The following is a 17,954-nucleotide window of genomic DNA, read 5'->3' on the forward strand; positions in this document are numbered from 1 at the left end:
AACTACGGAACTGAAAAAGTGTTTCAAGTGCCTTACGAACAATTCCAGACCTAAAGCGATTGATTCGTTAGTTCGAAATAGCTTCCTGCTCAACGATGATCGCCAGATTCTTCAATTCCTGAAACTCGACTTTCTTAGGAAACATCGCTTGTTCTGTTGGTCGAGACTCTCGTTTTAAGAAAATGCAGCAATTCTGGCCACTGAGAAGAATGCTTCATGCAGCGACGGGATAGACACACATACTGGTCGCCGGAAACTAGCGGTAAAACAATCAGCCCCTGTCCCTGAAGAATCTTTCGAAATCCTTCCCAATTATACCTCACTATATTCGAGCTATAGATTGAACGGATCTGTGAATTCGTCACCTCAATGCGTGTCGAGTCGAGCAATTCTCTATTATCGATAATCGCTTGTTTCCATGCTCGATAAGATAGCAACAGATACCCAGACCATAAAAATGCTAAGCCTCCTATAATGACCGTGGGCATCACCAGGCTGTTATAGAGGACTGATATCAGCAGAAAACCAGCAATCGCTCCTCCGAGTGGCCCTAGAAGAAGAATATCCCGCATTATCGGATTGGAAAACAAGATGATTCGGTACTGAGCCCAGGCATCCTCAACCGGGCAGACACCATCAAACACCCACCGTGCTGGTTCTTCTGCTTCAGCCTTGAATCCAACAGGATCATGGGATAGTCCCTGTTGTTCAGCGATCTGGTTTATTGAGTAATCTTCAACAGGTGCCGAGCCAACAGCGTGCTTTGCCATCAGTTTCTCGCGTAAAAACAAGACGAGCTCTTCCCAAGAAGATTCCGGCTGAAGATGTTCTTCAAACAGATAAACCGCTTCGACTCCCTTCCCTGCTTTCAAGATAATCAAGTCTTCGTTTTTTTCAAACGAGGAGTATTCGTTCCAATCGATTTCCGCCTTCGTTGAGTCTTTTTCAAAGCCGATCGAGGTATTGGTTACAGTCACCCGAGAGCCTTGCAGAGCTATACATAGACGCTTAGCATTCTGTCGCAAAGTGAACTCATTACAGAAGACCATAAAGCCGGTGAACAGAACACCAATCGCAGGACTGAGAACTATCTCAGTCATGGTCAGAATTTGAGGTTTTTCAGAAGGTCGATAGCTCCAACCCAGCGAACCGGCCGTTCCTAGACAGAACAAGAAAAGAAGGTTCCAACCGCTGTTCGATAGCCGAAGTTGCTTCCGGCAGATGATCTGCAAGCTTTGCTTTTGGGATAATGAATTGACAAACACCCATTGCTGGTCAGGCATTATCGTTCCACTGTCTTCTGGTTCGTCTCAAAAATATTCTCTTCCGACATGATGAAGATTGTCTAATTCTCGACACTTCCTTAGCTCGAATGCTTACTACCGACAAGTTGTCTACCATGGCAAGGAGTAAGTCTTCGAATTCGAGTAGAACTTCTTCGCTTCAATAATCCCTTCTTTAATCCCCAGACCGGAATCTTTAATTCCTCCGAACGGAGCCTGCTCCAGCCGATAACCAGGGACTTCATTCACGTGGACCATCCCGGTATGCAGTTCGCGAATCGCAGTCATCGCCTGTGACATCGAATCGGTCACAACACTCGTCGAAAGCCCATACCGGCTACTGTTAGCGTATTGCACAGTATCTGCCAGATCACGCACCGGAATGATCGGCGTCACCGGCCCGAAGGTCTCTTCCACCACCAGAGGCACATCCCGAGGCACATCCTTCAGGACTGTCGGAGCCAGCATGGCGACGTTCCTCTGACCACCCGCCAGCAGGACAGCTCCCCGGGCCATGGCTTCATGCAGACTCTTTTCAATACTAATGGCGGCTGATTCTGATATTAAAGTTCCGATATCGGTCTTAGAGTCCTCGGGATCTCCACTCACAAAGGCTTTGGTGGCTTCCGTAATTCTTTGGGCGAGTTCTTCATAGATACTCGCTTCGGCCAGCACACGCTTCACTGCCGTACAACGCTGCCCCGAATTGCGATAGCTCCCTTCGCAAGCCAGCTTCGCCGCCAGTGCCAGATCGGCATCTTTCAGCACAATCAGCTCCGAGTTACCTCCCAGCTCCAGGCAGATGCGTTTATAACCGGCCATGCCCGCAATCCGCTTCCCGACAGCGACACTACCAGTGAAAGAAATCGCCTCGACACGAGGATCGCTGATCAGTGGCTCGATCACCGTATCGACCGGCCCAATCAGCACACTCAGCATCCAGCCCGGAAGACCTGCTTCATAGAGCGTTTCCGCAAATCGTACAGCCGTCAGCGGGGTCTTATCGGAAGGCTTCAGAATGATTGGCGTTCCCGCAGCGATCGCCGGGGCCACTTTATGAGCCAGTTGGGTCAAGGGATGATTAAAGGGTGTGATGGCAGCCGCCAGCTTTAAAGGCTCACGCATCACATGGACAGAGCGATTCCTGCTGCCCAGCATTTTGCCAGGTGCTGTCACATCTCCCCAGAACGTCGCATCATCGCATTCCATGGCCTCCATCGAAGCAAAATGAAGCACATCGCAGACGCGGCTCGCCTCGGCTCTGGTATCCCTGAGAGCCAGACCAGTCTCTCGCGTCATGAGCCGGGCCAGTTCTTCCGTTCGCTGGGAAAAGATCAGGCTCGCACGCCGCAAAACCTGCTCCCGGCTATACCGACTCAGAGGCGCATGACCTTTAAGAGCCGCCTGGATCGCTGCTTCGAGATGCTCATGCCGGGCCGTTGAGACAGTTCCCGTCAGCGATCCATCATAAGGATACCGCACTTCCAGCGGCTGACTCGTCACCAGCGGCTCACCAGCAATATATAAGGGCAAACAGACAGGAGTGAATGACATGATATGAACCAGCAACTCGATAAATAATTACTCGGACTTCTTTGCGTCTTTCGACTTTTTGGATTTCTTCTTCTCTTTGACTTTGTAGGTTTTAGGATCAGGCTCCCACTCTTCCAGATTCAACATCTCGCCACGAAGATTCATATACAAGAGATGAATTTCAGGAGCTTTAGGTTTATCATCATCTGGCCTTTTGGTCTGGGCCTTTTGGTCATCAGCTGCTTCGCACTTGATTCCGAATTCTTTGCTACTCTGCCATTGATCATCAAATAGTTTGCCAACAAAACCATTCCAATCTCTCTGAATCTGCCTCTTGAACTCCTTGGCATACCATTGATGCAACTCGATCTCAAAATTCGCGCAATGTTGATGGTCATCCGTTTCCCCGCAACACTTTGTCTCAATGTCTTTGTTGAGATAGATCCGGAAAGCTCCACAGTTCTCATGTTGAATGATATAGATATCCGAGATCCCCTGCTTGGTTAGAATCAATCCCGCTTTCACCTGATCAAAAAAGGTCCGCTTCCATGCGCAGAACAACTTCATGAGATCAGACTCCGTCTTGATATTGGCCCTCTCATAACTTTCGACATCGCCTGGTTCAGGCGGCTGAAAGTCATCTTTTCGTAACTTTTCCACTAAACTCAGCGCCGTCCCGGCAATCGCGAAGTGGTAATACCGGTTCGTCATGTTGTCCAGATGCAGGTAACTGACGATGTCATCCAGCAGACGATAGTCCACACAACTGACCACCAGTGCCAGTTTGCGGGGAGCAGGATAAGTCGGCCATGCCTGGGTCATGAGAGAACCTTTCAAGACTGGGAGCGCGATGATGATTCAACATCCAGAGTCCGAAATCGGACTCTGGCGGTGAAGCACCGACGGCTTGCATCCTAAAGAGTGCCCTGACGTTCAGTCATCAAGAATATGAGGAAATTCTGTGGGAGTTTGAATCTTCATCAAATCCCACACAGGCCCGGCCGACACAGGTCAATGCACCATTTCGCGATGCCGTGACAAGATCCTGCTGCATCACGGCTTGACTGGCACGAACCGCACACAGACCGGGGCACCAATCGCCACAGGTTCTCCCTGCGGGGTTAATGTCCCTGTCGAGGCATTGAACGCAAAGACCTGCACACTGTTGCTCCCCTGGTGAGCCGCAATCAGCCATTGGCCCGTCGGGTCGAACGCAAAGTTTCTGGGTGTCTTTCCACCAGCAGGGACATTGGACACCAGCTTCAATTCTCCGGTCTCTGGCCGAATACTGAAGAGTGCCAGACTGTCATGGCCGCGATTGGATCCCACCAGCCAGTTCCCCGAAGGATGGGCCACAATCTCTGCCGTCGAATTGCCAGGTGTGTTCGCATCTTTAGGTAAAGTCGAGACCGTCTGAATGGGTTCCAGATCTCCCTTGGTCGAGTCATACTTAAAAGCAGTAATGGTCGAAGTCAGCTCATTAATCACATAGGCAAAGCGCCCATGGGAATGAAACGCTAAATGCCTGGGCCCGGAACCTGCTGCGACCGGTGCCGAAGGGATGTCATGAGGCTTGAGGGTGCGGGTCGCCGGGTCAAATTGATAGATAAAGATCTTGTCGCAACCCAGATCAGCCGCAAAGGCATAGCGATTCGACTGATCGAGATTGATGGAATGCGCATGCGGCTTCTGTTGCCGCTGTTTATTGATGCTCGACCCTTCATGAACCATGATCGAGGAGGGCTTTTCAGGAACACCCTCTGCATTGAGAGGCAGTGATGCCACCGAGCCACCGCCATAGTTCGCGACAAATAAGGCACTTCCCGCCAGATCGACCGATAGATGACATGGCCCCGCACCGCCGGAAGGTTTCCAACCCAGTTCCTTCAACGAACCATGGGCCGCTTCCCGCGAAAAAGCGATCACAGCCCCCGTCGGTCGTCCCGCTTCGCTCCCTGGCAACGATTCGGCCACTTCACTCACACAGTAAATCACGGGCTTCGTCGGATGGATGGCCAGAAAGGAAGGATTGGTCACCTTGGCCACCAGTTCCGGTGTCGAAAGAGTGCCCGTCGATGCATCGAAAGTCGATCGATAAATTCCTTCACTGGTCCCCGAGGTATAAGTTCCAAAATAAACATGGAACAATGCAGGTGCTTTGGTCTCTTGTGCCTGGGCCGGTTTTCCCGTCCAAAACATTAACTGGGCGAATATCAGGAGCAAAACAGCCAGAGGCAACCAGCCGTTCGTCAACTGTTGGAAAAAATCTTTCAGCTTCCGTGCCGCTGACATGGGAGACTCCTGGGGAACTGGAAAACCTGTTTTCGCAAATCTGCAGTGTGCGTTGCACCGAATCAGGCTGTCAAGCAGAGGAGGCTACCGGGCCACTGGCCGGAACCATTCCCGCACCAGTGTGCGAAACTGAGCGAGATTCTTGATGGCGTGGATTTCTTTCTTGAACTCAGCAAAATCCGGGAGAAACTTCGCAAAGTAGCAGGCCGTCCGGGCGAGTCGCTTCTGGGCCAGATGAGCTGAATAGAACTCGAACTCATGCTCGACAAGAGCCAGCAGGACTTTCCCTCGCTCGGCAGGACTCGGCTCAACAATCTCACGGCTGCCAAACAGCAGCGTGCGGGCCTGCTGAAAGATCCACGGGTTTCCCAGGCAACCCCGGCCAATCGCCACACCATCGGCTCCACTCGATTCCAGAAAACTGATGGCATCCTGAGGCGTACGCACTCCACCACTTCCTAACACTGGAATCGAAACCGCTTCTTTCACACGCGTCACATGCTGCCAGTCCGGCCCACCCAGATAAGCCTGCTCGACGCTGCGGGCATGCAGAACTACGGCTGCACCGCCAGCCTGCTCGACTCGCTGGGCCGTTTCGACAGCGGTATCTTCGCCGGCCTTAGGGCCAGTCCGCAATTTGACTGTCACCGGGATCGAGACTGCTTGCTGAGCTGCCGCGACCAGCTCGGCAATCCGCTGCGGCTGGCCCATCAGTGCACCACCTTCGCCACGACCCACCAGACGACGGATCGGACACTCAAAATTGAGATCGACCATTGAAAAGCCAAGTTCTTCAATGACCCGGGCGGCTTCACCAATCTGAGCGGCATCATTCCCGCTGATCTGACCGACAGCCGGCCGCTCGGCGGAGGTGGTCGACAGCAGCTTGATGGCGCGCTTATCCCGCTCGGCCACATCTTTGGCATCGATCCGCTCACTGCAAACCAGGCTGGCCCCCTGCTGCTTGCAGATCAGCCGGAAGGGCAAACTCGTATGCTCCTCCATCGGAGCCAACGTCAGCCCATGAGCCAGACTGATATTCCCAATACGCATGCCACAAACCTTCAGGAAGCGGCTTTCGCTTCCAGCCCAATGAGTGCGCGAATCCCTAATCCGTAGAAAGTGTATTCGACGTCGGCTTCGCGATCCCAGCCAGCGGCAAGAAATCCTCCCGCAGGAACTTCAATACTCTTCATGAAAGCGCCGACTCTCCTCCATGGACTGGGCGATTCAATCTCCAACGTGCGACATGTCACCAACGCTGTAAAGGTTGATAATCCATCCGGGAAAGGGATGCGGCTGTTGGCCAGATAACCCCCATCACTCGCTTTCACATCACTGAGAAAGCCTGCCACATCACTTTTTAGTGCCGGTGTGATTTCGCCATACATCTTGAGTAAAGCGACGGCAGCAGCCGTAGGGTTCGTGCCACTGCGCTTCATGGGGCCAATTTCGACAAACCCGCCATCATCCCGCTGGCGTGACTTCACAAAGTTCATCAGTCGAGCGATCTCCGGAGGCGACTGGCCCACCAGTTCATAAGCCAGTGCTGCCAGAAAGCTGTGATAGGTGCTGCTCGATACACCTTCCATCGATTTGGCATATCCGCCATCGGGCCGGCGAAGTTCTTCGAGCCTGTGGATGGCCTGCAGCACGTCCGCTGATGACACAGAGGTGTGGGCCGCTTGAACGGAGACCGTTTCGATCCCCTGTTCGATCTGGAGCACCACACTCAGATAGAGCCAACTCACGAGATCGATCACATTGAGGCGGGGTGACCAGGCCTGGCCCAGCCAGTTTCCTGCACGCTGCGCCACTTGAGGAGTAAGCTGCCCCAGTGCGACGAGTGATCTTATGGCAAAGGCAGCATAGTAGAGGTCGGAGGTCGCTTCATCAGCGGCCAGTGGTGTCCCATCGAGGGCTTCCACTCGACCACCAAAACCCCCATCGTCCTGCTGGCGGCTCTCGATAAAGCGGGCATGCTTCTTTGCCAGCTCGACAGGAAAAGTCGCCAATCCCCGCTTGAGATCATCTCCCAACGTAATGAGATATCCAGCCGACATATTGCGTCACTACCTGCCGTTCGCCCTGCTGTGCACCAATGGGAATCTTCTGGCTGTTCGATGAGCAACCATGAAGGGACGCTCGTCAAATCCTCTTGACCGACTCGCTTTATGAGACTATTCGTTACACCAGAAAGAATCGATCAACTCACAGGAAATCGGCACAAAACACTTAGATTTCCTGAAGTACCGTCGATAACTCGATGATGATTCGACGATTCATATCGGAAACTCAGACGTAACCCGTGGCGTTTCCCACAGGCTCAAGCGTCCCACAGAATGCAACCTTGATAAGTGCCTCGATGAGGGACTGTTTCTGCCAGGTTATTGACACTTAACCCATGGCTTCTCAACAGGGACAGATTGTGTGTTAATCAACCTAAGTGGTCTTCTCACTTCTGGTTGCCACAAAAAAGTTATTCACAATCCACCATCAGACGGTCGCTTCTACGAATTCTTCTGCGAGAACATAAAGTTCTTATAGAGAAGAGAAGAGGAAGCCAGAAAATCTTCCCGAAGAGATGAAGATCGTCTTCGTCACGGCGAGGATCAGTCCCTGAAGCGTTCAGGAATTTGCAGGTTATCGACCCAACAGCAGCAACTCGTTGGTCAGATCCTGGACTGAAGAAATCACTCGTGCATTTCCACGATAGTTCGTCGAAGCGACGATCAGATCGACCAGGTTACGGCCGATATCCGTGTTCGAGAGTTCGATTTTGCCTGAGGCAATCGTCCCCGCTCCGAATGAGCCCGGTGTCACAATCTGAGGCACACCAGAACTCACGCCCTCACGAAACGCCGTGCCACCTGCTTCGAGCAAACCATCCGAATTGGCAAACCGGGCCAATACCACCTGACCAAGGGGACGGATCAAGCCGTTGTCAAAGATCCCGTTGATCAACCCCTGCTCATCAATCACATAGCTTTGCAACGTCCCTGGCTTGGAACCATTCTGATTGGCAAGGTTCAATGCACTCCCTGATTGTGCCGATGAGATCCCGCTGATCTGCGAAAGATCCATTTCAATCTGCATGGGGCTGACAGCTGCTGTATCTGAACGCTCGAGTGTGAACATCTGCGTCGTGTCGCCCGTGATTTTGCCGTCACTGTCGAAGGTGATCAGTCCGGTACCAATCGCAACTCCCGGTCGACTGTCATCCGCACTCTCCAGGAAGTAGCGGAATGTCGTCGCTCCTGGCCCACGGCTTTCCAGGACCGAGGTCATGCGCACATTGACGGTTTGACCCAGAGAGTCGTAGACAATGAACTCAGTCGCAGCACTCTCGCCATTGCTCGATTCGGACTTGGTAAAGCTCAGGGGGACGACAGCGCCGTTCGTCTTGAGGTCTCCCGCAGTAATGCTGATATCATTCTGAGAACCTGTATTCCCCACAACTTGAATTTGACCACCAGTGAGAGTCACTCCCGGCTGCCCACCTGTGGTGGCATCGTTGGGTATCCCCGCACCACTTTGAATACCAAGCGTGTTATTCATGAAGTTGACGTAGTCGGCCAGGGTCGATGTGGCAGTCACAGTAAACGATTGCTCTTCGACCACCCGTCCTCCTTTGCGAGGTGCAAAGGTTAGAGTTTCTCCGACATTGAAGTAGTTGGTTCCCCCTGCGTTCTCGACGTTGCTTAATAGAGCGGTCCCCGTTGCGGGAAGTCCTGTCACGCTGTCTGTGAGGACTTCGCTATTCACAATTGCGCCTTGAGTCGATAAGTCTCCCGCGGGAAAGAGTGCTCCCCCCATCGTAATTTGTGAGGTACGCTGCGCAACGTTCAACTCACCCAGTGGAATTCGCAGGGGCGATAACTGGGTCGTGACAATATTGAACTCATCGTCGATCCCATAGCCTTGAACAAACTGGCCCTGATCGTTGACGAGATAACTGTCACTGCTGCGGAGGAAGTTCCCGTTGCGGGTATAAGTTCTCCCGCCGGAACCATCCATCACAAAGAAGCCTTCCCCTTGAATCGCCAGATCCGAGGCACTGGTACTATTCGAAAGGCTGCCCTGAGTAAAGTCTTTGCTAATGGCAGAAGTTGTCGCTCCGAGGCCCACCTGCCTGGGGTTACTTCCCCCATCAGTGGCCGTCGGTCGTGAACCAATTGACAGCGTGCGAGCCAACTGGGTCTGAAAGCGAACAGTCGAAGCCTTAAAGCCATTCGTACCGGCATTGGCAATATTGTTGCCAAGCACGTCAATGGTCACTTCATTGAGAGAAAGGCCATTCAGCGACGTATTCAGAGCAGAAGTCAGACCCATCCCTGGCCCTTTCCTGAAAGTCTCCCTGACGGGTGGCTTCCACCGCGAATTCTGGCAGGCTCTTCCTGAGCCACCACAGATGCACGACACTTGACGAGGTCGTACGTCTGTCAGCATATCGGTTCTTGAAGGTCGACCAGGCGATACAGAATCGCCTCCTCGATCCAACCGGCGGGCGGTACGACCATGCCTTCTGGACTATTCGGGATAACCCTCAAAGTTCACAGGCCAGGCCCCCACATGATGTCACTCCAACCGGCAGAAAATGCAGGCCATCACACTTCATTTCCAAAAAAAAAAAACATGGAACAGCAGTGAACGATAAAAATCGGCTGATTTCATGGACTTTTCCAAGTTCCAGCCCTCATTTCCTCACCTCAACTGACTTAATTTGTTAGCATGGCGAATCAACGATCGTTGGTCTGGGGGGTGTTGATGTATGTGCAAATTCTGAGTCTGCATGGGCTCGTTCGAGGCGACTCCATTGAAATGGGGCGTGACGCCGACACTGGGGGTCAAGTCCGTTATGTTCTCGATCTCGCAGTGGCTTTGGCAGAAGATCCGCGAATTACACAGGTCGATCTGATCACGCGTCGATTGCGAGGTCTCGGTACAGATGGGCAACCTCTCGATGAGTCCTACTCTCGTGAAATCGAAACACTCTCACCTCGCAGCCGGATTGTGCGGGTCTCCTGTGCCGATGATCAATACGTCCGCAAAGAAGACCTCTGGCCGTATCTGGACGAATTCACGAAAGCTTTGGAATCCTTCACGCATAAGCAGCCCTGGCCACTGGCCTGGATTCACGGGCACTATGCCGATGCCGGTGTCGTCGCCAGGAATCTGGCTCGCCAATTTCAAATTCCGTTCATTTTCACTGGCCATTCTTTAGGTAAGCCCAAACTGGACTATCTGGCCTCCGAAGGCTGGTCACACGAAAAAGCCAACCGCCTGCTGAATATTGATCATCGCATTTCAGAAGAACAGTCGTGTCTCGATGCCGCTGATGCTGTCATTACCAGCACACTCCACGAGAAACTTTCCCAATACCAGGGGTATCAGATCCCAGAAGAAACTCTTGTCGAAGTCATTGCACCAGGACTCGATCTCAAACGCTTCTTCCCCTACTACAACTACGAATTGCCCGGTGAAGAGATTGGTGAAGGCTTCAAACAGGCTCGCAGTCGCATGCAGCGACAACTGGCCCGCTTTCTGGCTGACCCTCAAAAAAAACTGATTCTTGCTCTCTGTCGTCCAGATCGTCGCAAGAATATTCAATCTCTCATTCAGGCCTACGGCGAAAGCCCCGAACTTCGCGCGATTGCCAACCTTGCTGTCTTCGCAGGGATTCGTGAAGACATCAACACCATGTCCGGCAATGAGCGCGAAGTCCTGACGGATATTCTCCTCTTAATGGATCGCTACGACCTCTATGGGAAAATGGCGATTCCCAAAAGGCACGATTCCGAACTCGATGTCCCCGAACTTTATCGTCTGGCAGCCAGTGGCCGTGGAGTCTTTGTTAACTCCGCTTTTATTGAACTCTTCGGGTTGACCACAATCGAAGCCAGTGCGACGGGCCTGCCGTTTATCGCCACAGAAAATGGCGGCCCACAGGATATTGTCGCTCTCTGCAATAGTGGCATCGTCCTCGATGTTACTGATCAGCAGGCCCTGACAGCCGGAATCCTGAGATTGCTGACCGATGGCGACTTATGGAATGAGTACAGCAAGAACGGCATCCAGAATGTTCGCAGTCATTACGCCTGGAAAGCACATGTCGAACACTATCTGAGAGTCGTTTCCCGAATTCATCCCGGCTGGAACTCGATCTCAGACTCTTTATCGAGTTCTGCGACCCTCAATCTGTCTTCACAAAGCGATCATCCTTCCGGACGAACGGCAATCAATCGTTCGAGTCTCATGGAAAAGCTCGATCAGCGACTGGAGAACGTCAGTGGGTTGTTGATTTCAGATATCGACGGCACTCTCTTGGGTGATCGCGAATCGTTACAAGAATTACTCGAATGGATAGAAGCCCAAAAGGGTCAATGGATGCTGGGTGTTGCCACCGGGCGAGCACCTGCTCTGGTTTATGAAGTTTGCCGGGAATGGAATGTCCCTTATCCAGAGATCATGATTGCCTCCGTCGGGAGTGAGATTGTGCTGGGAGATCAGCACGAGCATTGGCCCGAATGGTCGGACTGGCTGGGAGAATCGTGGCATCCTTCAAAGATTGCAGAACTCATCTCACGCACAGGCTGGCTGGTACCACAGACTGAGCCGCACTCGCAGCGACCCTTCAAATTGAGTTATCTGACGACCGAAACCTTTTCCGCCGAGCAGGAACTCTTTCTTAAAGATCATTTATTCGCAGCAGGCTGCCCCTGCCAGGTGATTGCCTCACATGGTCAATATGTCGACATCCTGCCCGATCGCTCAGGCAAGGGGGCAGCTCTCGACTTCCTCATGTGCCAGATCTCTCGAAACGATCTCCAGATTGTCGTCGCAGGCGATTCCTGCAACGACTGGGATCTGCTGAAAAGACCTTACTCAGCCATTGCGGTCGGCAATTCTGAGCCTCTGCTCAAAGAGCGAATTCGAAAAGAGCAGGCCGAGGTCTATCTTGCTCAAAGGCATTTTGCAGCAGGCATCCTTGAAGGATTGTCATACCTGGGATTGAGATAACATCCCTTGATCCACCAGACCGTTTCAACTTCATGACAATGGCCCGGCCAGTGAAGGGGACATGATCATGTCATCGCGACCAGAAGTTTCTCTCCCTCATCGCTCGAAAGCAGCACCACTCTCCGAAGGAGAATTGCGTAAGCTGAAATTGCGACTCATTGACCGCATGCAGAGTCGATTCGGAGCTGACTTTCCCGATGGCGACTGGGATGTTCTCGAACGTCGTCTGCAGGAGCAGCACCAGCTCTTATTTCAAAGCTTTTACCAGCTTTATGGTGACCGCTTTGATTCGTTCTACCATCTCGAAGAACTGATGGCTGTCGTCTTTCGTTCGGTTCTCGAGCGACCTGCAGAACTCAAGGCCTTCGACGCTTTGCGAGAATCGGACAAAGACTGGTATCTGGCACCACGACTCATGGGGGCCATGTGCTATGTCGATCTCTTCGCCGGTACGCTGCGAAATCTTGAAGCCAAAATTCCTTATCTGATTGAACTGGGAATTACCTATCTTCACCTAATGCCTATTTATAAAGTCCATTCGACCGATTGCGATGGAGGGTATGCCGTCAGCGATTATCGCACGATCAATCCCAGGTTCGGCACCATGGAAGATCTGGAGCACCTGGCAACACAACTTCGCCGGCATGGGATTTCTCTCGTGCTTGATTTTGTGTTTAACCATACCTCTGATGAGCATGAATGGGCCCAACGAGCATTGAAGGGTGAACGCGACTATCAGGATTTTTATCTATTCTTCAAAGACCGGGTTCTACCTGATCAATATGAACGAACCTTAGTCGAGGTCTTTCCCGAAGAGCATCCCGGCGCCTTCACCTATCAGACAGCTCTTGGCCAATGGGTCTGGACAACCTTTTATACTTCTCAATGGGATCTCAACTATCGCAACCCCGAAGTGCTGGTGCGAATGCTCGACGAACTTCTGTTCCTTGCCAATCGAGGCGTTGAAATCGTTCGCCTGGATGCTATTGCATTTATCTGGAAGGAACTGGGAACCAACTGCCAGAATCTCCCTCAGGCGCATACGATCGTCAGTGTGCTCAATGCTGCCACGCAAATTGCAGCACCTGCTGTGGTTTTTAAGTCCGAAGCGATTGTACACCCTGATGAAGTCCGTACCTATATCAATCGTGCGGAGTGCGTTCTCAGTTACAATCCGGAACTGATGGCACTTCTTTGGGAATCGTTGGCGACCAGAAATATCCGGACGTTACTTGCTTCTGTCAGAAAAAGATTCCCTCTCCCGGACGGTTGTGTCTGGGTGAACTATATAAGAAGTCATGATGATATTGGCTGGTCGATCACCGACGAAGAAATCCGCGAGGCAGGCTATGATCCGATTGCCCATCGACGATTTCTCACTCAGTTTTATACAGGCCGGGTCGAAGGGAGCTTTGCTGAAGGTGTCCCCTTCCAGGAGAATTCGAGTACAGGTGATGCCCGTGTTTCCGGGACATGTGCCTCATTAGCCGGTCTGGGAAAAGCCATTCGCAATCAGGATCGAGTCGAGATCGATTTCGCGATTGGCAGAGTGTTGTTGCTCTATGGTGTCGTCATGACGATTGGTGGTATTCCGCTGATCTATTTAGGGGATGAAATCGGTTCATTGAACGATGCAAGTTATTTAGACGATCCATTAAGAAAAGCCGATTCCCGTTGGATTCACAGGCCGAAGTTCCCGTGGGAGCAGATGCAGGAGGTTGCCGATCATGATACTCCGGCTGCCCGTATTCATGACGGCATTCTGAAACTGGGGATTATCAGGCGACAGAATCTGGCGTTGCGCCCTGGGAAAACGGAGTTTGTAGGGACAGGCAACGATCATGTTCTCGGTTACTTCCGCACGCATGCACAGGCCAGCGTACTGATACTTGCGAACTTCACAGAGAAGGTTGAAGTTGTGGAAGGCCGTATACTTCGCGGATTAGGCTTGCGGCGAACAGTCATCGATCAGGTTTCGGGGATGACAATCTCTTCAGGAACGACGTTAGAACTCCAGCCGTATCAGTTCATGATTCTTGACCGCCAGGGAAGTCGATAAACTTGTTCTGGGGAGGATCATTTGACTGCCAGTAGGAATGAGAAAGTGTTTGCGGGGAGGAACTGCGATCACATCGAGTGTCGTCCGTGTCGGGGCGATGAGATGGGTCTGCTGCGTGAGTTGTTCGTGGCGGCTGTCATGGAGCTGACAGGTGGCGAATACTCGCTGGAGCAGCGAAGGGCCTGGGTATCGAGTGCAGCCGACAAAGTCGAATTCTGTGCCCGGATGGAAGCCCGGCAACCGTTCGTGGCCATACTGCAGGAGAGGATCGCGGGGTATGCGGACTTACAGCCCGATGGCCTGATCGATCACTTTTATGTCGCCCCCTGGGCCAAAGGACAAAGAGTTGCCAGTGGCATGTTGCAGCACATTGAAGAATTGGCTCAGTCGAAAGAAATGACCACCATTCACTCGTTCGTGAGTCTGACTGCTGAACCATTCTTCTTACAGAAAAAATTTGTCGTTGTTGAACAACGAATCGCCACAAGAGCCGGTGTCACGTTACCTCATGCCCTCTTGCAAAAAGTCCTCACGCTTAAGAGTACGCGAGAATCTTTACCGCGATGACTCATTTTCGGGAAGCAGTTGCGGTGCAGTGTGATTTCCCGACAGAGGTCGCTCGCTCACTGGTTCGGGAAGATCCGGGGCTATTGTGGGGTCTGTTTCAACGTGATCAGCCGGTACGAAAAATGGCTCAGTGGCTGGGCTTGATGAGTTTCCAGCCGGTGATTGAGCGGGAGGAAGTGCCTGATAACTGCGGCCCTGGTTTCCGATTTCATTCACGCGAGGTGACAGGAGAAATGTCATCCCTATGCCGCACATCCAGTCTTGTGAGTGAGAGTCTGTGGAAATGAGATAGCGGCCATACCCTTGAATCGCGGTATGTCCATTCAGCCAGAAGGTTGCTCCCACCTCGGGATAGATCGCCATCATTGACGATGTCTCCTGGCACTTTTGCTGACTGGAGCCGGTGGAGATTGTGAGTGAATCAGAAATCTCGATTTCTCGTTCGGTGTAGCCTGCCATGGCACCCACACCGACAAATGGCGAGAACCTGGAGGGTGAATTCAGCCGCACGCCGGCATCGAGCCCTACGAGAAATCCTTCGGTATGTGGTTCACTCAGTGCTCCAAAGATGTTGGCCCGTCCGCTGAATGCCGGTGTAAAGTAATGATTCACACCCAGAGCACCACCCATGAAGAGTGGGTCGCCCGCACCCATGACTTCGGCGGTTAAGCCTGTATCGTCTTCGAGAAACCGGGCATCGCTGGCCTGTTTCGCCATGCGTTTGAGTTTTCGAGCGCCGCGTTCTTCGTAGGGCTTGCCGTATTTCCTGGCATAGTCCTGATGATCCATTGCCCAGCGGGAAGAGAGTCGACCCTCGGTACATCCGCACATGGTGATCAGCAGACTCACACTGGCCACCAGGTTCAGCCAGTGCCAATTCTCAGAACCCGCAGTGCTGTGAGAAGCCTTGGAATTCACCGGGCAGGTCTCGAGATCCGATCTGGCTCAACTCAAAACAAAAAGATCAGTGGTCGCCAAGCGATTTGATCCATTGGTAGCTGTTCACTATGTAAATGAGTTCGCTGAATGAGTCAATTCGAGTCGCGATTCCGCGGCCAGGCTTCGTTCTCGCAGCAGGCCCAAAACTCACCGGGTGAATGTTCTAGCCCAGCGGTTAATGGCCGGTTGTCGAGGCATCTGAGGCTGGTTGGTTGGCAATCTGGGCTTTGCGTACGTTCGATTCCTGCCACATCTGCAGCAGTTCGATCCCGAGTGAGAAGGCCATGGCGAAGTAGACGTAGCCTTTGGGGATCTTGTGATGGAAGCCTTCGCCGACGAGCAGCACACCGATCAGCAGCAGGAAGGAGAGAGCCAGCAGCTTGATTGCGGGGTGATCATCAACAAAGCGTACAATCGCACCGGAAAAGATCAGCATGACAATCACACTGACGATCACAGCCGCCACAATGACGGGGATGTTGTCGGTAATACCCACGGCCGTAATGACAGAATCGAGACTGAAGACGACGTCGATCGCAATGACCTGGGCCAGCATCCAGAAGAGCGAAGCGGGAGCTTTGCCCTCTTTGTGGGCCTCGTGCACCACGGTCACTTTGTGATGAATTTCGTAAGTCGCTTTACCAATCAGGAACAGGCCACCGGCAATCAGCACGAGGTCTTTTCCCGAGATACTGGTTTCGAGAATGGTGAAAAGCGGCTCTTTGAGCTTTAAGACCCAACTGAGTGAAAAGAGCAGACCGATCCGCGAAACAACCGCCAGGCTGATCCCCAGTTGACGGGCAAAATTCTGCTGCTCTTTAGGGAGCTTCCCCGCCAGAATCGCGATGAAAATAATGTTGTCGATCCCGAGCACGATCTCGAGCAAAGTCAACGTGAAGAAGGCAATGATCAGCTCGGTCGAGAACATCCTTGGCAAACCCCTGACTTAAGACCGTATTTTTGATCTGGCTGTCGTTGAGGAACAGTTGTCAGTCGCCGGATCTTTTCGGCTATCAGGATCGTGATGGCAACTGGAATGAGACTTCCCCAGATGCTGACATTTCTGAACAAGAGTTGCCAGTGAATCATTCACACCGCGAGCTTGAAAACCTGAATCAGGTCCATCATGCGATCGATGAAATAGTGAGATGAATCTGCATCTATGAATATCTGGAACTCAGCATTTTCTGATGGATGTCAGTCGGCCAGAGGATGGGGGCGATCTCCGGCGGGTGCGTCGGCCAGTGGGTGGGTTGTCTCGTGGTAGACAGCATGGCTCACGCCGGTTGGCTCAACAGCCGATTCTTCGAAGCTGACGCGGGCGATGCCACTGTCGCTGGTATTTGCTGCCTGTGCCGCGCTGGCTGCTGCTGGTCGTATTCTTCTCGAAGAAGCTGTTGTGGCAGCATTCGTAACGGTCTGCTGCGGGACTGGATTCTCAGCGGTGGGATACAGAGCCTGGCGTGCTCCTGATGTTGCCATCGTCTGCTGAGTCGCCCATTGACGGTTTGCGGCATCGTGTGAAGCCTGCTGCTGCAATGTTTCAATTGGAATAGTGGTGGCCCGCATCGCGGGTTTTGTGGCTTCCTGGGCAGGGGTAGCTGCGACTTGAGTTTGTGTCAGCATCTGGCGGGTTTTGTCGTTGGCAACTCCCGCTGGGCCCACAAAGCGTTCGACATTCATGGCAGCCGAAGCCATCGCGGGCTGACTCCCTTCCATCCGCACGGAAATCATGTCCGAAAAGAGTGGCGCAGTGCCACCTTCGGGAATGTATCGTAATCTCACACTGCAGACGGCAGCATGATTGCCTTTCCGCATGTAGGGGATGAAGACGTTGTAAGCCGGGCCCAAGGTGTTGGACTGGCGATGCATGTTCCAGACATCGGCGTCAAAATCAAACTGATGAACAGGCTTCATCTGCTCTTCGGTCGTGCCAATATTGTCGAAGACATAGACGCGAATCTCTCCTCGAACAGCCAGAGGGACTGCCGACCGGGCTTCCATGAACATTACCTGGCCGGCAAAGCCCCGGCACGGTTTTCCTTCCGGGTCACGGCCTTCCGCAGGGTTCCACAGGCACACAATCTGGCCAATGGGCCGCTTGGAACTGGAGAATTCGACCTTTTCAGCCTGTTGAGGCCAGCCAGTTGTCAGCAAAGTGGCACACCCCGAGAGCGAATGCGTCAGCAGAATGACTGCCAGCAATCTCATGCAGATATCAGAGTGAACAAACATTGGTTGGCGTCCGGGCTAGGCAAAGG

General features: G+C 52.6%; 13 protein-coding genes. 3 read left to right on the forward strand and 10 right to left on the reverse strand.

Annotated features, from left to right (window positions below; translation table 11 throughout):
* Nucleotides 1-134: 134 nt before the first annotated feature.
* From A6X21_RS00295 to A6X21_RS00325, 7 genes are all read right to left on the reverse strand, one after another.
* Nucleotides 135-1,283, reverse strand: coding sequence for a hypothetical protein (locus A6X21_RS00295; protein WP_131818099.1), 1,149 nt, complete (start codon nt 1,281-1,283; stop codon nt 135-137).
* 111 nt (nt 1,284-1,394) lie between these two features.
* Nucleotides 1,395-2,837, reverse strand: coding sequence for an aldehyde dehydrogenase family protein (locus A6X21_RS00300; protein ID WP_068845136.1), 1,443 nt, complete (start codon nt 2,835-2,837; stop codon nt 1,395-1,397).
* Between the two features lie 27 nt (nt 2,838-2,864).
* Nucleotides 2,865-3,638 carry a hypothetical protein gene (locus A6X21_RS00305; RefSeq protein WP_068845138.1) on the reverse strand — a complete coding sequence of 258 codons (774 nt, stop codon included), beginning with the start codon at nt 3,636-3,638 and terminating at the stop codon, nt 2,865-2,867.
* Between the two features lie 231 nt (nt 3,639-3,869).
* A complete protein-coding gene (locus tag A6X21_RS00310; RefSeq protein ID WP_068845140.1) occupies nt 3,870-5,108 on the reverse strand; it encodes a lactonase family protein in 1,239 nt (412 codons plus the stop codon).
* An 84-nt stretch (nt 5,109-5,192) separates the two neighbouring features.
* Entirely contained in the window at nt 5,193-6,161 is a 969-nt protein-coding gene (locus A6X21_RS00315; protein ID WP_068845142.1) for a tRNA dihydrouridine synthase, read from the reverse strand.
* An 11-nt stretch (nt 6,162-6,172) separates the two neighbouring features.
* Nucleotides 6,173-7,171, reverse strand: a complete 999-nt coding sequence (locus tag A6X21_RS00320; protein ID WP_068845145.1) for a prenyltransferase/squalene oxidase repeat-containing protein — start codon at nt 7,169-7,171, stop codon at nt 6,173-6,175.
* Nucleotides 7,172-7,751: 580 nt separating this feature from the next.
* Nucleotides 7,752-9,440 (reverse strand): flagellar hook protein FlgE, encoded by a 1,689-nt coding sequence (locus tag A6X21_RS00325; protein WP_068845147.1) that lies wholly within the window; start codon nt 9,438-9,440, stop codon nt 7,752-7,754.
* Between the two features lie 399 nt (nt 9,441-9,839).
* Here A6X21_RS00325 and A6X21_RS00330 point away from each other — a divergent pair, with 399 nt between their 5' ends.
* The 3 genes from A6X21_RS00330 to A6X21_RS00340 all read left to right on the forward strand — a co-directional run bounded on the left by A6X21_RS00330 (nt 9,840) and on the right by A6X21_RS00340 (nt 14,754).
* Nucleotides 9,840-12,128 carry an HAD-IIB family hydrolase gene (locus A6X21_RS00330; RefSeq protein ID WP_068845149.1) on the forward strand — a complete coding sequence of 763 codons (2,289 nt, stop codon included), beginning with the start codon at nt 9,840-9,842 and terminating at the stop codon, nt 12,126-12,128.
* A 67-nt stretch (nt 12,129-12,195) separates the two neighbouring features.
* A complete protein-coding gene (locus tag A6X21_RS00335; protein ID WP_083233288.1) occupies nt 12,196-14,187 on the forward strand; it encodes an amylosucrase in 1,992 nt (663 codons plus the stop codon).
* A 102-nt stretch (nt 14,188-14,289) separates the two neighbouring features.
* Nucleotides 14,290-14,754 (forward strand): GNAT family N-acetyltransferase, encoded by a 465-nt coding sequence (locus A6X21_RS00340; protein ID WP_083233282.1) that lies wholly within the window; start codon nt 14,290-14,292, stop codon nt 14,752-14,754.
* Here the strand turns inward: A6X21_RS00340 and A6X21_RS00345 are convergent.
* From A6X21_RS00345 to A6X21_RS00360, 3 genes are all read right to left on the reverse strand, one after another.
* Nucleotides 14,743-15,672: a hypothetical protein gene (locus tag A6X21_RS00345; RefSeq protein ID WP_068845151.1), complete on the reverse strand. Its 930-nt coding sequence runs from the start codon at nt 15,670-15,672 to the stop codon at nt 14,743-14,745. The two genes, A6X21_RS00340 and A6X21_RS00345, sit on opposite strands and share 12 nt — an antisense overlap.
* Nucleotides 15,673-15,868: 196 nt before the next feature.
* A complete protein-coding gene (locus A6X21_RS00350) occupies nt 15,869-16,621 on the reverse strand; it encodes a TerC family protein (RefSeq protein ID WP_068845153.1) in 753 nt (250 codons plus the stop codon).
* 269 nt (nt 16,622-16,890) lie between these two features.
* A complete protein-coding gene (locus tag A6X21_RS00360) occupies nt 16,891-17,928 on the reverse strand; it encodes a hypothetical protein (RefSeq protein WP_131818100.1) in 1,038 nt (345 codons plus the stop codon).
* Between the last annotated feature and the right edge of the window lie 26 nt (nt 17,929-17,954).

This window comes from Planctopirus hydrillae (assembly GCF_001707835.1).
Lineage (GTDB): Bacteria > Planctomycetota > Planctomycetia > Planctomycetales > Planctomycetaceae > Planctopirus > Planctopirus hydrillae.